General features: G+C 39.0%; 8 protein-coding genes. 2 read left to right on the forward strand and 6 right to left on the reverse strand.

Features of this window, described 5'->3' with window-relative positions:
• Window positions 1-2: 2 nt before the first annotated feature.
• Together ACFIJR_RS03100 and ACFIJR_RS03105 are read left to right on the forward strand one after the other, a co-directional pair.
• Window positions 3-2012: a MacB family efflux pump subunit gene (locus ACFIJR_RS03100; RefSeq protein WP_375625214.1), complete on the forward strand. Its 2010-nt coding sequence runs from the start codon at window positions 3-5 to the stop codon at window positions 2010-2012.
• A 969-nt stretch (window positions 2013-2981) separates the two neighbouring features.
• A complete protein-coding gene (locus tag ACFIJR_RS03105) occupies window positions 2982-7940 on the forward strand; it encodes a DEAD/DEAH box helicase (RefSeq protein ID WP_375653568.1) in 4959 nt (1652 codons plus the stop codon).
• Between the two features lie 1353 nt (window positions 7941-9293).
• Here the strand turns inward: ACFIJR_RS03105 and ACFIJR_RS03110 are convergent.
• The 6 genes from ACFIJR_RS03110 to ACFIJR_RS03135 form a co-directional block, all read right to left on the reverse strand.
• Window positions 9294-9965, reverse strand: a complete 672-nt coding sequence (locus ACFIJR_RS03110; RefSeq protein WP_375651712.1) for a YdcF family protein — start codon at window positions 9963-9965, stop codon at window positions 9294-9296.
• Between the two features lie 4 nt (window positions 9966-9969).
• Window positions 9970-10923 carry a cell division protein FtsX gene (locus ACFIJR_RS03115; RefSeq protein WP_375625217.1) on the reverse strand — a complete coding sequence of 318 codons (954 nt, stop codon included), beginning with the start codon at window positions 10921-10923 and terminating at the stop codon, window positions 9970-9972.
• Window positions 10916-11575 (reverse strand): cell division ATP-binding protein FtsE, encoded by a 660-nt coding sequence (ftsE, locus tag ACFIJR_RS03120; RefSeq protein WP_273723097.1) that lies wholly within the window; start codon window positions 11573-11575, stop codon window positions 10916-10918. The genes ACFIJR_RS03115 and ftsE overlap by 8 nt, the downstream gene beginning before the upstream one ends.
• A gap of 540 nt (window positions 11576-12115) precedes the next feature.
• Window positions 12116-14059 (reverse strand): acetate--CoA ligase, encoded by a 1944-nt coding sequence (gene acs, locus ACFIJR_RS03125; protein ID WP_375653571.1) that lies wholly within the window; start codon window positions 14057-14059, stop codon window positions 12116-12118.
• 886 nt (window positions 14060-14945) lie between these two features.
• Window positions 14946-15260 carry a hypothetical protein gene (locus ACFIJR_RS03130; RefSeq protein WP_375653572.1) on the reverse strand — a complete coding sequence of 105 codons (315 nt, stop codon included), beginning with the start codon at window positions 15258-15260 and terminating at the stop codon, window positions 14946-14948.
• A gap of 1102 nt (window positions 15261-16362) precedes the next feature.
• Window positions 16363-17052 carry a YggS family pyridoxal phosphate-dependent enzyme gene (locus ACFIJR_RS03135; RefSeq protein WP_375653574.1) on the reverse strand — a complete coding sequence of 230 codons (690 nt, stop codon included), beginning with the start codon at window positions 17050-17052 and terminating at the stop codon, window positions 16363-16365.
• Between the last annotated feature and the right edge of the window lie 54 nt (window positions 17053-17106).

The raw sequence follows: 17106 nt of genomic DNA on the forward strand, positions 1-17106 counted from the left end.
CCATGAACACAAACCAAGCAGATGCTGTCCTTGTGTTGGAAAATATTGTACGTAAATTTCCAGCGGGCGAAACATTTGTTACTGTTTTGAAGGATATCAATCTTACCATTAAGCGCGGTGAAATGGTAGCGATTGTGGGAGCTTCTGGTTCAGGAAAATCTACATTAATGAATATCTTAGGCTGTCTTGATCGGGCAACTTCTGGTCGTTATTGGATTGCAGGGAAAGAAACAGCCTCTCTTTCAGCTGATGAATTGTCGGCTTTGCGGCGCAATCATTTTGGTTTTATTTTCCAGCGCTATCATTTGTTGAATGAATTGACAGCTCTTGGGAATGTTGAAATTCCGGCTATTTATGCAGGATGTGCTGTGGAAGCAAGGAAAAAGCGTGCACAAGATCTTTTAACGCGCTTGGGCATGGGCGATCGGGTGAATCATCGTCCAAATCAACTCTCAGGTGGTCAACAACAACGGGTGTCTATTGCTCGAGCGTTGATGAATAATGCGGAGGTTATTCTTGCCGATGAGCCAACAGGTGCACTGGATAAACAGAGTGGACAGGAAGTGTTGCGTATTTTGGATGAGCTTCATCAAGAAGGTCGTACTATTATCATTGTAACTCACGATATGCAGGTGGCCAAAAGAGCGGAGCGTATTATCGAAATCAGTGATGGAGAAATTATTGCTGACAGTATGACAAAGGTTGCGAAGAAAAGAGCAGCGGGGGCAAAGATAAAAACGGATAGTCAGTCTTTTTACGAAAAACAGACACTAAAAGTTAAACAACAGCTTGGCTCTTTTCGGTCTTTTGTTGAACGTTTTCGTGAGGCATTTGTTATGGCTTTGTTGGCAATGAATGCACATCGAATGCGAACTTTTTTAACAATGCTTGGGGTGATTATCGGTATTGGGGCGATTATTGCTATGGTCGCTTTGGGAAATGGTACACGAGAGAAAATTTTGGAAAATTTTAAAAGCTTGGGTGCTAATACATTAACAATTTTACCTGGCAAAAGTTTTTCTGATCCACAAGCAGAGAAAATAACAACTCTTGTTGAAGCTGATGCAGAAGCATTGTCTGGGTTACCTTATGTTTCTGGTGTAACACCTCAGATTTCAACAAGCTCGAAAGTGCGTTTTGGTGCAGTTGAAGTCAATGCCGTCATTGTGGGGGTGGGAGAACAATTCTTTCAGACACAGGGGCTTAAGGTTTTCAAAGGACAGTTTTTTGATCAAAAAAGTGTGCAGGATCGGGCGGTTGATCTCGTGATTGAGAAAGAAGCATTGTCTGTTCTTTTTCCCCATAGCCATGAAAGCCCCCTTGGCAAAGTGGTGCTTGTGGGTAATGTTCCAGCACGTATTATTGGTGTTGTTGATTCACAAAATAACGCAAATGGAAATACATCAAATACATTACAGCTTTATTTGCCCTATACAACAGTGCAAACGCGTTTTCTTGGCACAACAGAAGTTCGTGCGATTACCGTTAGGATTGCTGATGATGTCGATTCACATTTAGCGGAAAACATGGTGAAACGTTTTCTCATTATGCGGCATGGTGGAGAGGATTTTTTCATTAGAAATTCAGAATTCTTTCGTGAACGTATCATGGAGAGTACACATATCTTAACACTTTTAATTTCTTCAATTGCAGCGATTTCCCTGATTGTGGGTGGTATTGGGGTGATGAATATTATGCTGGTCACCGTTTCTGAGCGGATCAATGAAATTGGTGTGCGTATGGCAGTTGGTGCACGCCAAAGTGATATTTTGCAGCAGTTTCTCATTGAAGCGGTTTTGGTTTGTGTCATTGGTGGTGGTTTGGGGATTCTGTTTGGGCTTTCTATCGGTGGTTTATTTCTTCTGTTTAAGGCGCCTATCCACTTGGTTTATACGATTGATTCGATCATCCTATCCCTTACTTTTTCGACCCTCATTGGAATATGTTTTGGCTTTTCTCCAGCGCGGCAAGCTTCACGGCTTGACCCTGTTGTCGCTCTTTCACGCGATTAAGCTTTATCAATTGGAGCATATTTGTTGTGATGTTTACCACTTGGAAGAAGCGTTTATGAAGCGAAACATGGATGGGAAAAGTTTAGCATTATTCGCTGTTCCATTTTAGAAAACGCTTTATTCGTTAAGTGGAGCGTGCTTTATAGAATGTTAAAGGATGACGTTTTACGGACCAACGTATCATGAATAAATTTCCCTTGTATTTTTATAACTATACAAAATACAAGGCGCGATAACTTTAGGATTTTAACCTAAAAGTTAAGAGGGGAAGTGGAGTGTATATCTGTTAACAAACAAGATAAAAAAGAAGAAAATTTAAACGAAAAACAGCTTATATCTCAAAAAAACGAACGGGTATACGAGGCGAGTTGGTCTTCTATAGTTTTTCTTTTCCTTTTGTTTATTCGTTACCCTGTTTTTTGTCACAAATTGTATGGCAAAGGGAGGGGCGTTGGTATTGGTAACGTTTGGTTTTAAGATTCTTTATGGCTTTATGCGGCGGAGATATAGGTTTTTACGAAGCTCCAGTTTTGTAGGGAGAATGAGATGAATGCACTTATGGGCTCATGTTGCTGGGAATGTTAATTGCTGCATTCATTATTATGTGTATTGGTATAGCTGATTATTGGTTTTATGATATGCTTTTATTGCGTTTAGCACCTTCTGAGTATGAACTTATACTCTTTCAATAGATAAATATCAAGAAGAAGCTCACCCAAATAATAAAGTAAATCTCTACATTTTTGTAAGTGATTACATGATATTTATCAGAGATGAGTAGGAAGCAGATTCCACTCTTTTGCTGATAAGTAAAACTTTATTCATTTGTTTTGCTTAGTACATATTCCATTATTAAATAGTCGGTTCATTCAGTAAATCGAGTTATCTAAAGTCTTTTGGGTGAAACAATAGGCATTAACCAGTTTGGCTAGACTCGATAGTTGAAAGTATTTTTCATTGGGGGGAAGCATGAAGCTGCAATCGCTTTTACAGACATATCGTGACGAAGCGCGTACCGAACGGGACAAAGGTACGTATTTTGAGCGTTTTGCTCTTGCTTATCTGACACATGATCCTCTTCAGTCTGGATGTTATGAAAAGGTTCAAACCTTTAAAGATTGGGCTCGTGAAAATGATTGGGATGGTCGTGATACTGGTATCGATCTTGTGGCAAAGATTCGTGATGGAGAGGGTTTTGCAGCAATCCAATGTAAATTTTATGATGCCGCGTATCGGATTAGAAAAGCAGATATTGATAGTTTTATTTCGGCATCAGGGAAAGCTCCATTTAAGCGGCGTGTTATTATAGATAGCACTGAAAGTGCTTGGAGTGATAACGCTGAAACAATGATACGGGGGCAGGATATTCCTGTTATACGGATTAATCTTTCCGATATACAACAAAGTCCGATCCGTTGGGAAACTTTTGCAGTCCAGGGCAAAGTTGTGTTGGAGGATAAAAAGAAAATCCGTCCACATCAGCAGGATGCGTTGCGTGATGTGCGTGCTGGACTTATGGAAGCAGATCGGGGTAAGCTTATTATGGCTTGTGGTACTGGTAAGACATTTACCAGTCTTAAAATTGCTGAGGATTTTGCGGGTGAAGGCAAGTTTGTTTTGTTTCTTGTTCCTTCCTTGGCACTGATGTCACAGACGGTTCGTGAATGGACAACGGATGCAGAAATTGGATTGAGATCCTTTGCTGTCTGTTCAGATACACAAGTGGGAAAGCGTCGTAAAAATAGTGATGATGTTGCTGAAATTGATGTGTTTGATCTTGCTTTTCCGGCGACAACCGATGCTGCTAAACTTGCAGAACAGGCGGGTAAGAGTGTTGCAGATAGGATGAGCGTTGTGTTTGCAACCTATCATTCGATTCAGGTGGTTGCGGATGCTCAGAAAAAGTATGGTTTGCCAACATTTGATCTTATCATTTGTGATGAAGCGCACCGTACAACAGGGGCAACGCTGGTTGGAGAGGATGAATCCAATTTTGTTAAGGTGCATTCTAATGATGTTATTCGTGCCAAGAAGCGCCTTTATATGACAGCGACACCACGCATTTTTGGTGATAACGCAAAAAGTCGTGCGAATGAAGTTAATGCCGTTCTTGCTTCGATGGATGATGAAAAGCTTTTTGGTAAAACACTTTTTTATCGGGGTTTTTCTTGGGCAGTACAGAATGATCTTTTAACGGATTATAAGGTTATTGTCTTAGCAGTGGACGAAAAATTGGTCAGTTCCGCTGTTCAGAAGCGTCTTAGTGATGACCAGTCTGAGCTTGTTCTTGATGATGCAACGAAGATTATTGGCTGTTATAAGGCGCTGACAAAACAAGATCTGAAGGCTGATGTTGGTGCGGATCCACACCCCATGCGTCGTGCTTTAGCGTTTTGTAAAACTATTAAAAGTTCTGAACTGGTGCGTGATGAATTTTCTGCGGTTGTTAGAGAATATCTTGATTATACGAAAGAGGATACGGAAAATGAGCACTTTCTGAAGTGTGAAATTGAGCATGTTGATGGCACTTTCAATGCGAAGGATCGTGGTGCATTACTTGATTGGTTGAAAGCTGATAGTGGTGAGGATGTTTGTCGTATTTTGACCAATGCACGGTGTTTGTCTGAGGGGGTGGATGTTCCGGCTCTGGATGCGATCATGTTTTTAAATCCACGTAAGAGCCAGATTGATGTTGTGCAAGCGGTTGGGCGGGTGATGCGTCGGTCTGAGGGCAAAAAGATGGGGTATGTCATTTTGCCAATTGGCATTCCCTCTGGGATTCCAGTGGAACAGGCTTTGAACAACAATGATAAATATCGGGTTGTTTGGCAAATTTTAAATGCTTTGCGTGCGCATGATGATCGTTTTGATGCGACGATTAATAAGGCATCGCTGAGCCAAGATATCAGCAATGTGATTGAGATTATTGGCGTCACACAGAGCACGGAGTTACAGGCTGTTACAGCTGTTGTAGACAATCTTCCACTACGCTCACAGCCTGCACGAGCGGGAATTGGAGCACCGGAATATGATTTAACTCGTACAGATCAGCTAAACAAGGAGTTTTCTTTCCCGGTGGATGAAATTTCTCGTGCGATTTTGGCAAAGATCGTCAAGAAATGTGGGACACGTGATTATTGGGAAGATTGGGCGAGCAACATTGCTGAAATTGCTAAGAATCATATTACGCGTTTAACAGGTATTCTGGCAGAGCCAGATACTGAGGCACGTCAAGCCTTTGACAGATTTATGGCAGAACTTCGTGATGATTTAAATGATGCGATTACAGAGGCTGATGCGATTGAGATGTTGGCACAACATATTATCACGCGTCCTGTCTTTCAGGTGTTGTTTGAGGAGTATCAGTTCACACGTGAAAATCCTGTCTCGCGTGCTATGCAGCGTATTCTTGATGTGCTTGATAAGGCGAATCTTGATAAGGAATCCAAAGATCTGGAAAAATTTTACGCAAGTGTAAAATTACGCGCCAGTGGCATTACGGATCCAAAAGCAAAACAGAGGTTAATTATAGAGCTTTATGATAAGTTTTTTCGTTATGCTTTTCCACGCACTGTAGAAAAACTAGGCATTGTTTATACTCCCGTTGAGGTTGTGGATTTTATTTTGCACTCTGTCAATGATGTCTTAGAGCAAGAATTTGCGCAAACGCTTGGCTCATCGGGTGTGCACATCATGGATCCCTTTACAGGAACGGGGACTTTTATCACGCGGCTTTTGCAATCGGGTTTGATAAAACCAGAGGAGATGAAACAAAAATTTTGTCATGAAATTCATGCCAATGAAATTGTGCTTTTAGCCTATTATATTGCAGCCATTAATATTGAGACAACCTATCATGGTCTGATGGGGGGAGGTTATGTTCCGTTTGAGGGAATTTGTTTGACCGATACATTCCAGCTTTATGAGCAAGAAAAAGACCTGATCAGTGATTTGCTGGTGGATAACAGTACACGTCGGGCACACCAGAAGGAACTGGATATTCGTGTTATTGTTGGCAACCCCCCTTATTCTTCTGGACAAAAAAGTGAAAACGACAATGCACAAAATATTGCCTATCCTAAATTGGATCGTCGCATTCGTGAAACCTATGCCGCTCAATCCAAAGCAAGCAATGTTAATGGACTTTATGACAGTTATATTCGTGCCATTCGGTGGGCAAGTGATCGCATAAAAGACTGTGGTGTTATTGGTTTTGTGACAAATTCAGGTTTTATCAATGGATACTCTACGAATGGCTTACGAAAAGAATTGAGTGAAGAATTCTCGAGCATTTATGTTCTCAATTTGCGTGGTGATATTCGCAAAAATATGTTGAGCAAAGGACGTGCTCAAGAAGGGCAAAATGTTTTCGGCAGTGGAAGCATGACAGGAATTGCTGTTACACTATTTGTTAAAAATCCAAATGTTACGGAGCAGTGCAAAATTCATTATTACGATATTGGTGATAATCTCACGACAAAAGAGAAATTATCTCAACTTCAGCGGTTGAGTAGTGTTGGTGGTATCAAGTGTGAACACGGTTGGCAGATGATTACACCAGATGAGCATGGTGATTGGCTGGATCAGCGCAACAATGATTTTGAAAAATTTCTAGCCTTAGGTGATAAGAAGGGCAGTGATAAAAAGCTATTCAAAATTTTTTCTCGTGGTATACAAACTGGTCGTGATGCTTGGGCATACAACTCAAGCCGTGAAGTTTTAGCGAAAAATATGAGCAATATGATTACTTTTTATAACGGTGAAGTAGAGCGTTTTAATAATGCCTACACACATGCTGATCGCAAGGCGCGTGCGAATGCCGTGAATGATTTTGTTAACACGGATGCCAAAAAGATTAGTTGGAGCAGTAGTCTTAAAGAAGAACTGGTAAGAGGAAAGTTTTCTGAATTTGAAAGTGATTGCTTAATTCAAGGTCTTCATCGTCCTTTTACACAGCAATGGCTTTATTATAACCGCATCTTTAATGAGAGAGTTTATCAAATGCCGCGTATATTTCCTATGAAGCAAGCGGTTGAGAATAGGGTAATACAAGTTACCGGTATAGGAGCAAGCAGTGGTTTTTCTGTCCTTATGAGCAGGGTTTTGCCTAGCTTAGATGCAATGGAAAAAGGTCAGTGTTTTCCACGGTATGTTTATGAGGATTCTGCGTCCTTGAAAAATAAAAAGGAAGAGCAGGTTCATTTATTTGCAAATTTTGCAGAGGAAAGCAAAGAAACTGGTTTAGAGCGGCGTGATGCTCTCACGGATGAAGGGTTGGCTTATTTTAATGCAGCATATCCTGGTGAAATGATAACAAAGGATGATTTGTTTTATTATGTTTATGGGATTTTGCATTCAGAAGATTATCGTGCGCGTTATGCACATAATTTGTTCAAACAATTGCCACGTATCCCAACAGTTAAAAAGGTAGAGGATTTTTGGGCTTTTGTAACAGCGGGGCGAAAGCTTGGTGATTTGCATATGAATTATGAGGAGGTTGAGCCCTATCCCATTACCTATAAACAGGGTGATCCAAGAACTTGGATGATTTCTGATGAGAAGAGTTTCTATCGTGTTGAGGCGATGAAATTTGCTGGTAAGCGTGGTGCTATTGATAAAAGTACAGTGGTTTATAATGCGCATATCACGATGCAGAATATTCCTCTTGAAGCTTATGATTATGTGGTCAATGGCAGGTCTGCTCTTGAATGGGTTATGGAACGGCAGATTGTCAAAACGGACAAAGCGAGCGGTCTTGTTAATGATGCTAATCGCTATGCTGTTGAAACGGTGGGTAATCCAGCTTATCCATTGGAATTGTTTCAGCGGGTTATTACTGTAAGTTTGGAAACAATGAAAATTGTGCGCAGTCTTCCAAAATTGGAAGTGCGAGAAACTGAAAAAGTGAAGTTATCCATTGTGCGGTAAAACAGCGCTGTGTCGTAACAAACTGGCACTATCATATAATTTGCCAGCTCGTGGGTATTGCGACAGCTCTTGGCACTTGAGACGGTACATAAGAGGCATGCCTTTCTTGTACAGTTTTACGCCACGCAGGCTCTCTTCCCTTGTGATGTGCAAGTCCTTTATGATGTGCAAGAAAATGGTTTTGATTGATTCAACAGAGAATAGATTTAAAATGAGAGAGTTTTACACTATTCAAAATCCTTATTTAAGATGAAGAATACTTATCTTTATAAATCAATATGTTGCATGTGATAAAACATCATAGGTAGTAAGGTCGCTAAAATGATGACGCATGCGCTTTAGCGACCGTGATGAATAGCTTTAAGCAGAGTTTGTTCGTTGAGTCTTATGTGAGTAAACCATATAAATGGGGAAGCTGAGAGGAACCTGCCCAGAGAAGTAGGATTGTTTACAAATCGTTGCTGATAGGAATCATCGTCCTTTGAGATGTTGGAAGGAAATCACAACTCTCATGAAATCTGTCCTTTGAGCAGGGGTGATTGGAAGTGAGCAGGGAGAACGCGTTAGATAAGAAGCTGGATTGTTATTGTTTACAGATCGCTAGAGTTTAAAAATTTTTGTTCTTTTTTGGGGAGGCTGCCAAACAAAAAGTGTTTTTAGAGGGAAATGATTTATGCCAAAAGATATTGCTATAAAAAGTGTGGGATGTTCGTGGCGGTGTGCGTTTTGAGCTTATTCCTATCTGTGATCTAAAATGCTCTTATGAAGGTGCTTTGTTGAATGAAGAGATTGTTACTAATATATTGATTTATCATGATAGTTTAACCTTCTCTCTGTTGAATGAGAAATCTAATTATCATAAATTTTCTTATTTTAAACCTATTAAAATTACTTCTTTTCATGTCATATGAGTTTGGTGTGTGCGTGTTTAAGAAAGGCGTAAAGTATGCCTCTTACTAATCATCCCAAGTGGCTTAAGAGCTATCGTAATACTTGGGGGCGGTAAAATATAGGATGGGGCGGTTTGTATTTTTATGAAGCGTAAAGACGGTGGTATCAATAGATCTTTATAACAAGTCTGGAGATCTTATAGTTGTCTGGGAGCTTTATTTACAAGAGCTTATATATTGGGATGGCATGTACAGATTCCGTGCTGTGAGATATGTTTGAGATGTAAGAGATGTCTTTGGGTGAATGTGCAATACAGTGATACGTGTATTGGGGTATTCTGTGTTATATGAGGGTAGCTCTGTCGAGCTTTTATAGAGGCAACCTCGTGTGGAAGGATATGGAAAGAACGGTATGAAGCAGTTCGTGGGTAGCAAGGTTTTTAAAAAGTCAGAAGGATAAAGATTAGAATGCGGTTCTGATATAGACTTGGAGCGTTTTAATATATTGGAATATGAGAATGCGGATTTGATTGATTTGTTGTATTGCGCTTTCAGCATCGCTCTTTTTAACAGGATAAGCAATGAAATGGATATCAGGCATTAAATACTTAAGTTCTCGCATCGAGCGCCACATATGGTAATCATGGGTGACGATATAAAGGGTCTTATAGTGGTGTTTTTTGATCCAAGCAGCACTTTCTTCGGCGTTTCCTCTGGTGTTAATCGCTTGATGCCCAATGTCAATACAACAGGAGACAAGTCGTGGGCTAATATGCCTGTTATGCATGAAACCTTTCAGATTGGTTGTGCTGTTTACGCCACTGATAAGGAGTCGTGAACCAAGCCCCCTTTGTAAGAGATTAAGTCCTGTCTCTATTCGGTTTTCTCCGCCTGTCAGCACAATGATGGCATCAGCTTTGGGGAGAGGCTTTGGGGGAGAAAGTCGTTCAGTTTTTTCAGAAAAAACAATAAAACCACCCCAGAAAATAAAAACAATGATTGCAAGAGTAAGTGTTGTCGGTGGAAAATAGCAAAATAAAAAGCGCATAGACCAACGATAATGGGGTCGTTTTGGAAGAGGACGTTTTAAATCATTTTGCGTCAATGAGTTGGAATGGTAGGAGTGGTGAGTCATAAAATTAAAATAAACCGTTTTCACATTGATCGATTTTTTTCAGTTGCGCTAAAATAGTCATGCGGTTTGTAAGGGTGGTAAGAAAAGAAACGAAAATAATAAGAAAAATGATTTTTCCGTAAGGAACGGAACTTATGGAAATATGTCCAAACAAAGCTGTTACTTGGCTAGCTTCCACTCTTCCCAAGTTATAATTCGTCCAGAGACAAAAGGCTAAAAACAGAAATATGCTTGTGAGACCACCATATAAAGCACCACGCAGTGCAGTTTTAAAAAAATGCCAGTCAAATTGGCGGGCAATGAAAATAGTTTCAGTACCAAGGAAATATAAGACATTGATAATATGCGCATTTTCTGCCAATGCATTGCGGGTGGTAAAAATGATGGTAAGAATAAGAGAGCCTAGAACCAATGCTAAAATTGAAAAGCCAATGAAAACAGTGGTGTATGCCATGGTCGCAAAACGATGGACCCAAACACGGTGATCATCAAATTGACCTCCTGGAATTTGGGTTTTAATGGCGTGATTAATGGCTGCAAAATTGATTTTTTCATCTCTCTTCAGAGTCACAATGATAAGGCGGGGAAGGGGCAGTTCATTGATATTGAAACCTGTTCCAAGCCATGGCTCCAGTAATTTTTCTGTAGCTTTTTGGTCAACAATTTTTGCATCTTGTACACCAGAAAATGTTTTGACCAATTGTACGGCATCACGGAGAGCTTTGTTGATATCAACATTGTCAATGGGGCGTATTTGTATTGTTGCTTCATAGCTAATCTGATTACTCCAATTTTGGGCGGCACGTTGGACTAAATCAACACCGATTAAGGTGAGGCTTGAAAGAAATGTCATAATAGCAATAACGGCAACCAATGCTTTTCCAGAAATATTACCACTGGGAATAATCGCTGTTGTATTTTTTTTATTGCTTGTAAAAATGGGGAAAGACTTATTCATGAATCGTCATCCGTCCGTTATGGAGAAGCATACGTCGTGCTGCAACTTGTTCCATTAAGGCAATATCATGGGTAGCAATGATCACAGCTGTTCCAAAACGATTTAATTCAATAAACAAACGGAGTAGGCGTTTTGCTAAGGGCGGATCGACATTTCCGGTTGGTTCATCGGCAAGTAGAATTTCAGGTTGATCAATGAGCGCGCGTGCAATGGCTACCCTTTGTTTTTCTCCGCCAGAAAGAACTGGTGGTAAAACATGAATATGATCTCCCAGACCTACCCAACAGAGAAGATCTTCCACTTCACTGCGATAGGTTGCTTCTTCTTGTCCTTTAATGCGTAAAGGTAAGGAGACATTTTCATAAGTGGTCATGTGGTCGAGTAAACGAAAATCTTGAAAAACTACACCGATACGTTGTCGCAGCGCAGGGAGCTCTTGCCGTTTGAGTAATGCTGTGTCTGTTCCAAATAAATCAATATGACCGCGGGTGGGTTTGAGTGCCAAAAACATAAGACGCATCAACGACGTTTTCCCTGCTCCAGAGGCGCCAGTGAGAAATTGAAATGATCCAGGAGGAATATGAAAGCTAATATCACGAAGGACCTCAGGTCCCATTCCATAGCGTAGACCGACATTTTCAAAATGAATCACTTTTTATTATTACTCCTGATTTTATATTGCATCATTTATTCTAAGAACTCTTACTTTCATTACTTTAGATTTTTGTTTTAAGCTTGTTTATTTTAGATTTCATGGTTTTCAATATTTTTTATACACCCTCGTTATAGATAAATATTTTTGCTCAAGAATATTATCACGTATACTTTCTCTTTTTAGCTTTATTTATGATTTTAGCAGGAATTTCAAAGGGATTCTAGCATAAACATCAGAACTATTTTTTCTTCTTTCTCAGAGGCTTTTTTGCATTGAGTGGGTACTGGGCGATTTTAAAAAGCTATGTTGCTCTTTTTATCTTACTTTCTTATTCTTATCTGTATTCATATTCCAATCTTGAAGTTTTTTCTTCAATTGTTTCTTATTTGTTATGAAGAAAGGCGTTTGTTGTTAGAGTTGTTGAGCTTCCCATGAATTGTTTTGTTTTTTATTCTCATCGGTGGTTTTCGTAACAATGCTGAGATAATTTTAGCAAAAAACAAAAACCACCGTATGTTATATTTCTTCGTGGGTTCTTTAATTTTGTCGGTTAGCAATCAGATCTTCAACAACTTGTGGTTCGGCAAGAGTTGAGATATCTCCGAGAGTATCAAAATCGTTTTCGGCAATTTTTCGTAAAATACGTCTCATAATTTTTCCTGATCGCGTTTTAGGAAGCTGTGGGGCAAATTGAATTTTATCCAATATGGCAATGGAGCCTATTTCCTTTCTCACATGTTTAATAAGCTCTTTTTGTAACTCTTCACTTGGAGCTGTCCCTTCCATTAAGGTGATAAAACTATAAATTCCTTGTCCTTTAATGGGATGCGGGTAACCCACAATGGCTGCTTCTGATACAGCGGGATGAGAAACAAGGGCTGATTCAATTTCAGCAGTTCCTAACCTGTGCCCTGAGACATTGAGAATGTCATCAACCCGCCCTGTAATCCAGTAATAGCCGTCACTATCGCGCCTACAACCATCGCCTGTAAAATATCTTCCTTTATAGGAGGAAAAATAAGTTTGAATAAAGCGCTCATGATCTTTATAAAGCGTGCGCATTTGTCCTGGCCATGAATCACTGATACAAAGATTGCCTTCTGCTTCACCTTCTAAAATATTGCCTTGGGCATCAACAATTTGGGGTTGAACACCAAAAAAAGGACGTGTGGCCGATCCTGCTTTGAGGGGGGTTGCACCAGGCAAGGGCGTGATCATATGCCCTCCTGTTTCCGTTTGCCACCATGTATCGAGAATCGGACAACGGTCATTTCCAACTGTATGATAAAACCATTCCCATGCTTCTGGATTAATCGGTTCGCCTACCGTACCTAAAAGACGCAACGATGTCCTGTTTGAGTGTTCAACAAACGAATTTCCTGCTCCCATCAAGGCGCGGATAGCTGTTGGTGCGGTATAGAGTGTATTAACTTGGTGTTTGTCAACAATTTCCCAAAATCTTCCTTTGTCAGGAAAGGTTGGTGTGCCTTCAAACATTAAAGTAGTCGCACTATTGCATAAAGGTCCATAAACCAAGTAAGAATGACCGGTTATCCAACCAATATCAGCCGTGCACCAGTAAACTTCATCGGGGTGGTAATCAAAAACGTATTGATGTGTCATCGCGGCATAAACAAGATAGCCCGCTGTGGTATGCAAAACGCCTTTGGGTTTGCCGGTGGAGCCTGAAGTATAAAGAATAAAAAGTGGATCTTCAGCGTTCATTGGTTCTGGTGGGCAATCTGTTTTGGCATGAGCTATCTCTTCGTAGTACCAAAAATCACGCCCCTCTATCCATTGAATGGGTCCACAAGTCCGCCGTATAACCATGACTTGGTCTACATGCACGTTTTGGCGTGCTGCTATCTCAATAGCATGATCAACATTGTCTTTTAAGTTGATCCGTTTGCCGCTACGCAAGCCGTGATCAGCGGTAATGATGAAGGTTGATTCGCAGTCAACAAGGCGTCCTGCTATTGCCTCTGCAGAAAAGCCAGCAAAGATAACCGAATGAACAGCACCAATGCGGGCACACGCGAGCATAGCATAGGCTGCTTCGGGTATCATGGGGAGATAAATGGTTACTTTATCGCCTTTCTTAATGCCACGACTTTTCAAAAGATTGGCAAAACGACAAACATGTTCATAAAGCTCGTTATAGGTTATTTTTTTATCATGATAAGGATTATCTCCTTCCCAAATAAGCGCGATTTTGTCTCCATGGGTTTTCAGGTGGCGATCAATGCAATTATAGGCAACATTTGTTATCCCATCTTCGTACCATTGAATGGAGACATTTCCGTTAAAAGAAGTGTTTTTTACTTTTGTAAAAGCTTTAAACCATTCAATGCGTTGACCATGTTTGGCCCAGAAGCTTTCTGGATCATCGATGCTTTCTCGATACCATTGTTGATAAGTTTCCTCGTCGAGCAAAGTATTTTTTTTGATCTCTTCTGATACTGGATAGATTTTTTCAGTCATGCTTCCCTCTTTTTATTTTTTAGAAAAATCAGCCATTGTATTTTTATATTTGCGGCAGAGTCGTCCCTAAAGCTTTTCATTGTGAGGTTAGACTAAATGACAAAGATTAGAATAGTCAATTTTTAAAATCTGATGTGATGATATTAAAGAGGGTATTCTATGTTTTTAGGATACTCAAATATAGCAAAACCTATTGCGGTATAGAGCTTTTTATAAACACACTAAGACATTTAAAAAATGTCTATTATAAAATATTTTTTATAAGTTGATATAAACCAATATCGTTAAATAAAAGACTAACAAGAAAGAATATACAGCTTATTAATAATGACTTTTTTAGAGAATCTTCCCAATTGTAATAAATAAACTTATAATAAAAAATATATATATAAAACCAGAAAAAAACGTTGCTATAAGCGATTCAATAATTTTATGAGTAAAATCTGTGATTATAAATGATAATTTCTCATTAATAGCACCATAGCTACTTTATTCAGTGTACTTGGGACTCATCCAATAAATATTAATATAAACCGAAGTATCTACACAAAATATCAGAAATAATGAACAGAATTACTGTATATAATGTTGATTTTATAGATACTTTCCAACTGTAACCACCAATTTTTTTAAAACCAATAGCATATATAGGGATGAATACAATGAGAATGCAAAACAGTCTTATGATTTCATAAAGAATATTCATTTATAACAAAATCCTGATTATAAGATGTGATCCACAATAGATATCTCCGAAAACTATTTTGTCCACAGATGTAGATATTTAATTTTGGTATATTCTTTCGAATATATTTACAGAATTATTTATCTTCAGAGATATCTTTGTAGCTACTTTTTATAAATTAGAACCAACAATTCTTATAAATTAGAACCAACAATTCCAAGCTGACTGTCCAAAGCCATAAATAGCGCCTCCAATGAGTCCCCCTCCCAAACCTACAGTTCCACCTGTAAGAGCACCTCCTAGTCCTCCAAACAGAGCTCCCCCTGCTGCTCCTGTTAGCCCTCCCTGAACTCCTAGTGTAGAGGCGTGTGAAATCATGTTATTAGCAAAACCATTAAAGCTACATGCATTTCCATGAGTATGTTTTGATATTCCATGAAAAGGTCTTGAATTGTGCGAATGACCAAAAGAAGGCTTTGTCACCATATGACCGAATGTGTTGAATGAACCAAACATATTAATTCTCCTTAATTATCCACATTAAAAGTAGTATCATAATGATACATTTGAAATGGCTATCGCGTATTTTTAGAAAAATGTAAAATATAAACTTTAAAAATGGCAATAAAATACTGTATAAATAATAACTATATTATGTATATGAAATATTATTCTTTATAATATAATAATATTATTTATAATATTTTTAAACACAAGAAATGACACCATATTTTTTATTAATTAAAGTTTAAAATTAGAAAAATGTGCATCTGAAAAAATTGGTGTTTTTCTCTTTGTTTATGAGAACGATAAAGAAATATCGTTATTGAAATCGATCTCATTGCCATTGTTTTGCCTGCATGTATTATGTGCATATGAACGGGATTCGTTCTTTTATTTTTCAGGCGAATATTGACCGTATTTTACGCTTTGTAGAGCATAGAAAGTCTTTATGCTATTGTTGGACCTTATAGATTGCTATTCATGTCGTTTAGCGCGGCTCTTGGTGCTCTATTGGGCAATTGAGATGTTTATTTTTCTCAAGTGGCTTACATGAAAGAGTTTTGTTACTGTATTATGCAGCCATAAGCCTCTTTTTGCCTGCTTTACGCCATTGGCATGTGGGGAAATTGTTTACGCGTGTTGGAGAAGTTAAGAGAATTCGTGGTTTTTAATGGAAATCATTGCGATAATCGTATTAAATATTCTTTTGTAATTAGTGATTTTGCGATAGTTTTTTCATGAATGCGCAACGCCCCTCTTATCATTTTGCCTTTATATAATAAGGATTTATTTTTTATGTTGCTTTTGCTGGAGAGGCGGTCAGAGGGGAGGCGAAGTAGAGCCAATGTGCGAGAATATGAGAGCCAAATTGCAATGCTATCTTAAATCTATTGTACGTGTTGTGGATGTGCTGGTGAGAAATTTGAGAAGATCAGCTTTTTTGCTTATTTTGCTAACAGGATGAAAGAGGGACTGGAATCTTTTTTGCTAGAATTGCTCTTATTGATATTGAAGGAAATATTTTTTCTCATTTCTGTTGTTTTTGGCTTGTTCGTAGAATTTTCAATGGGAATTTATATGAAGGGGGAATGAATTTATATGAGAGGAAATTGCTTTACACAGGGCGTTTTCCAAATAAAGCGGAGCCAATGCGAAGGACGTTAGAGCCAAACTGTAGAGCAGTTTTGAAGTCACTGGACATGCCCATGGAAAGCTTTGGAAGACCTGCTTGTTTTGCTAATTTTGCTAAGAGCGCGAAATAGGGTCCGGGGTTTTCATCGACAGGGGGGATGCCCATAAGACCGATGATATCAAGTCCATAGTTGTTTTTGCATTGGTTGACAAAAGATGTCGCTTCTTGTGGTGCGATACCACTTTTTTGCGGTTCTAAGCCAATGTTAACCTGAACATAGCAAGGAAGATGCCTTTTTTGTTTTTCCATTTCTTCAGATAAGCTTTTTGCTATTTTTTCACGGTCAACCGTTTGAATAACATCAAAAAGTTTGACCGCCTCTGCTGTTTTATTTGATTGTAGGGGACCGATGAGATGAAGCTTAATATTTTCAAATTGTTGACGTAACCCGAGCCATTTTTGTGCCGCTTCTTGTACGCGGTTTTCTGCAAACAAAGATTGGCCTGCTTGTAAAAGGGGACGTATATCAGCGGCAGAAACAGTTTTTGAAACAGCGATAAGTTCAATTTCTTCTATAGGGCGTTGTAGCTCTTGACATGTTTCAGCAATGTCTTTTTGAAGGTTTTGCCATGCTTCAATGGAAGGGGCGTTGAGGGGCGTTTGTGTATTCATATTTTTGTGCTTTACCTTTTTTGTTCAAGAGTTGGTCGTTTTTTAAAAGTTTTA

Source organism: Bartonella sp. OD88NMGDW (assembly GCF_042193775.1).
Taxonomy (GTDB): domain Bacteria; phylum Pseudomonadota; class Alphaproteobacteria; order Rhizobiales; family Rhizobiaceae; genus Bartonella; species Bartonella grahamii.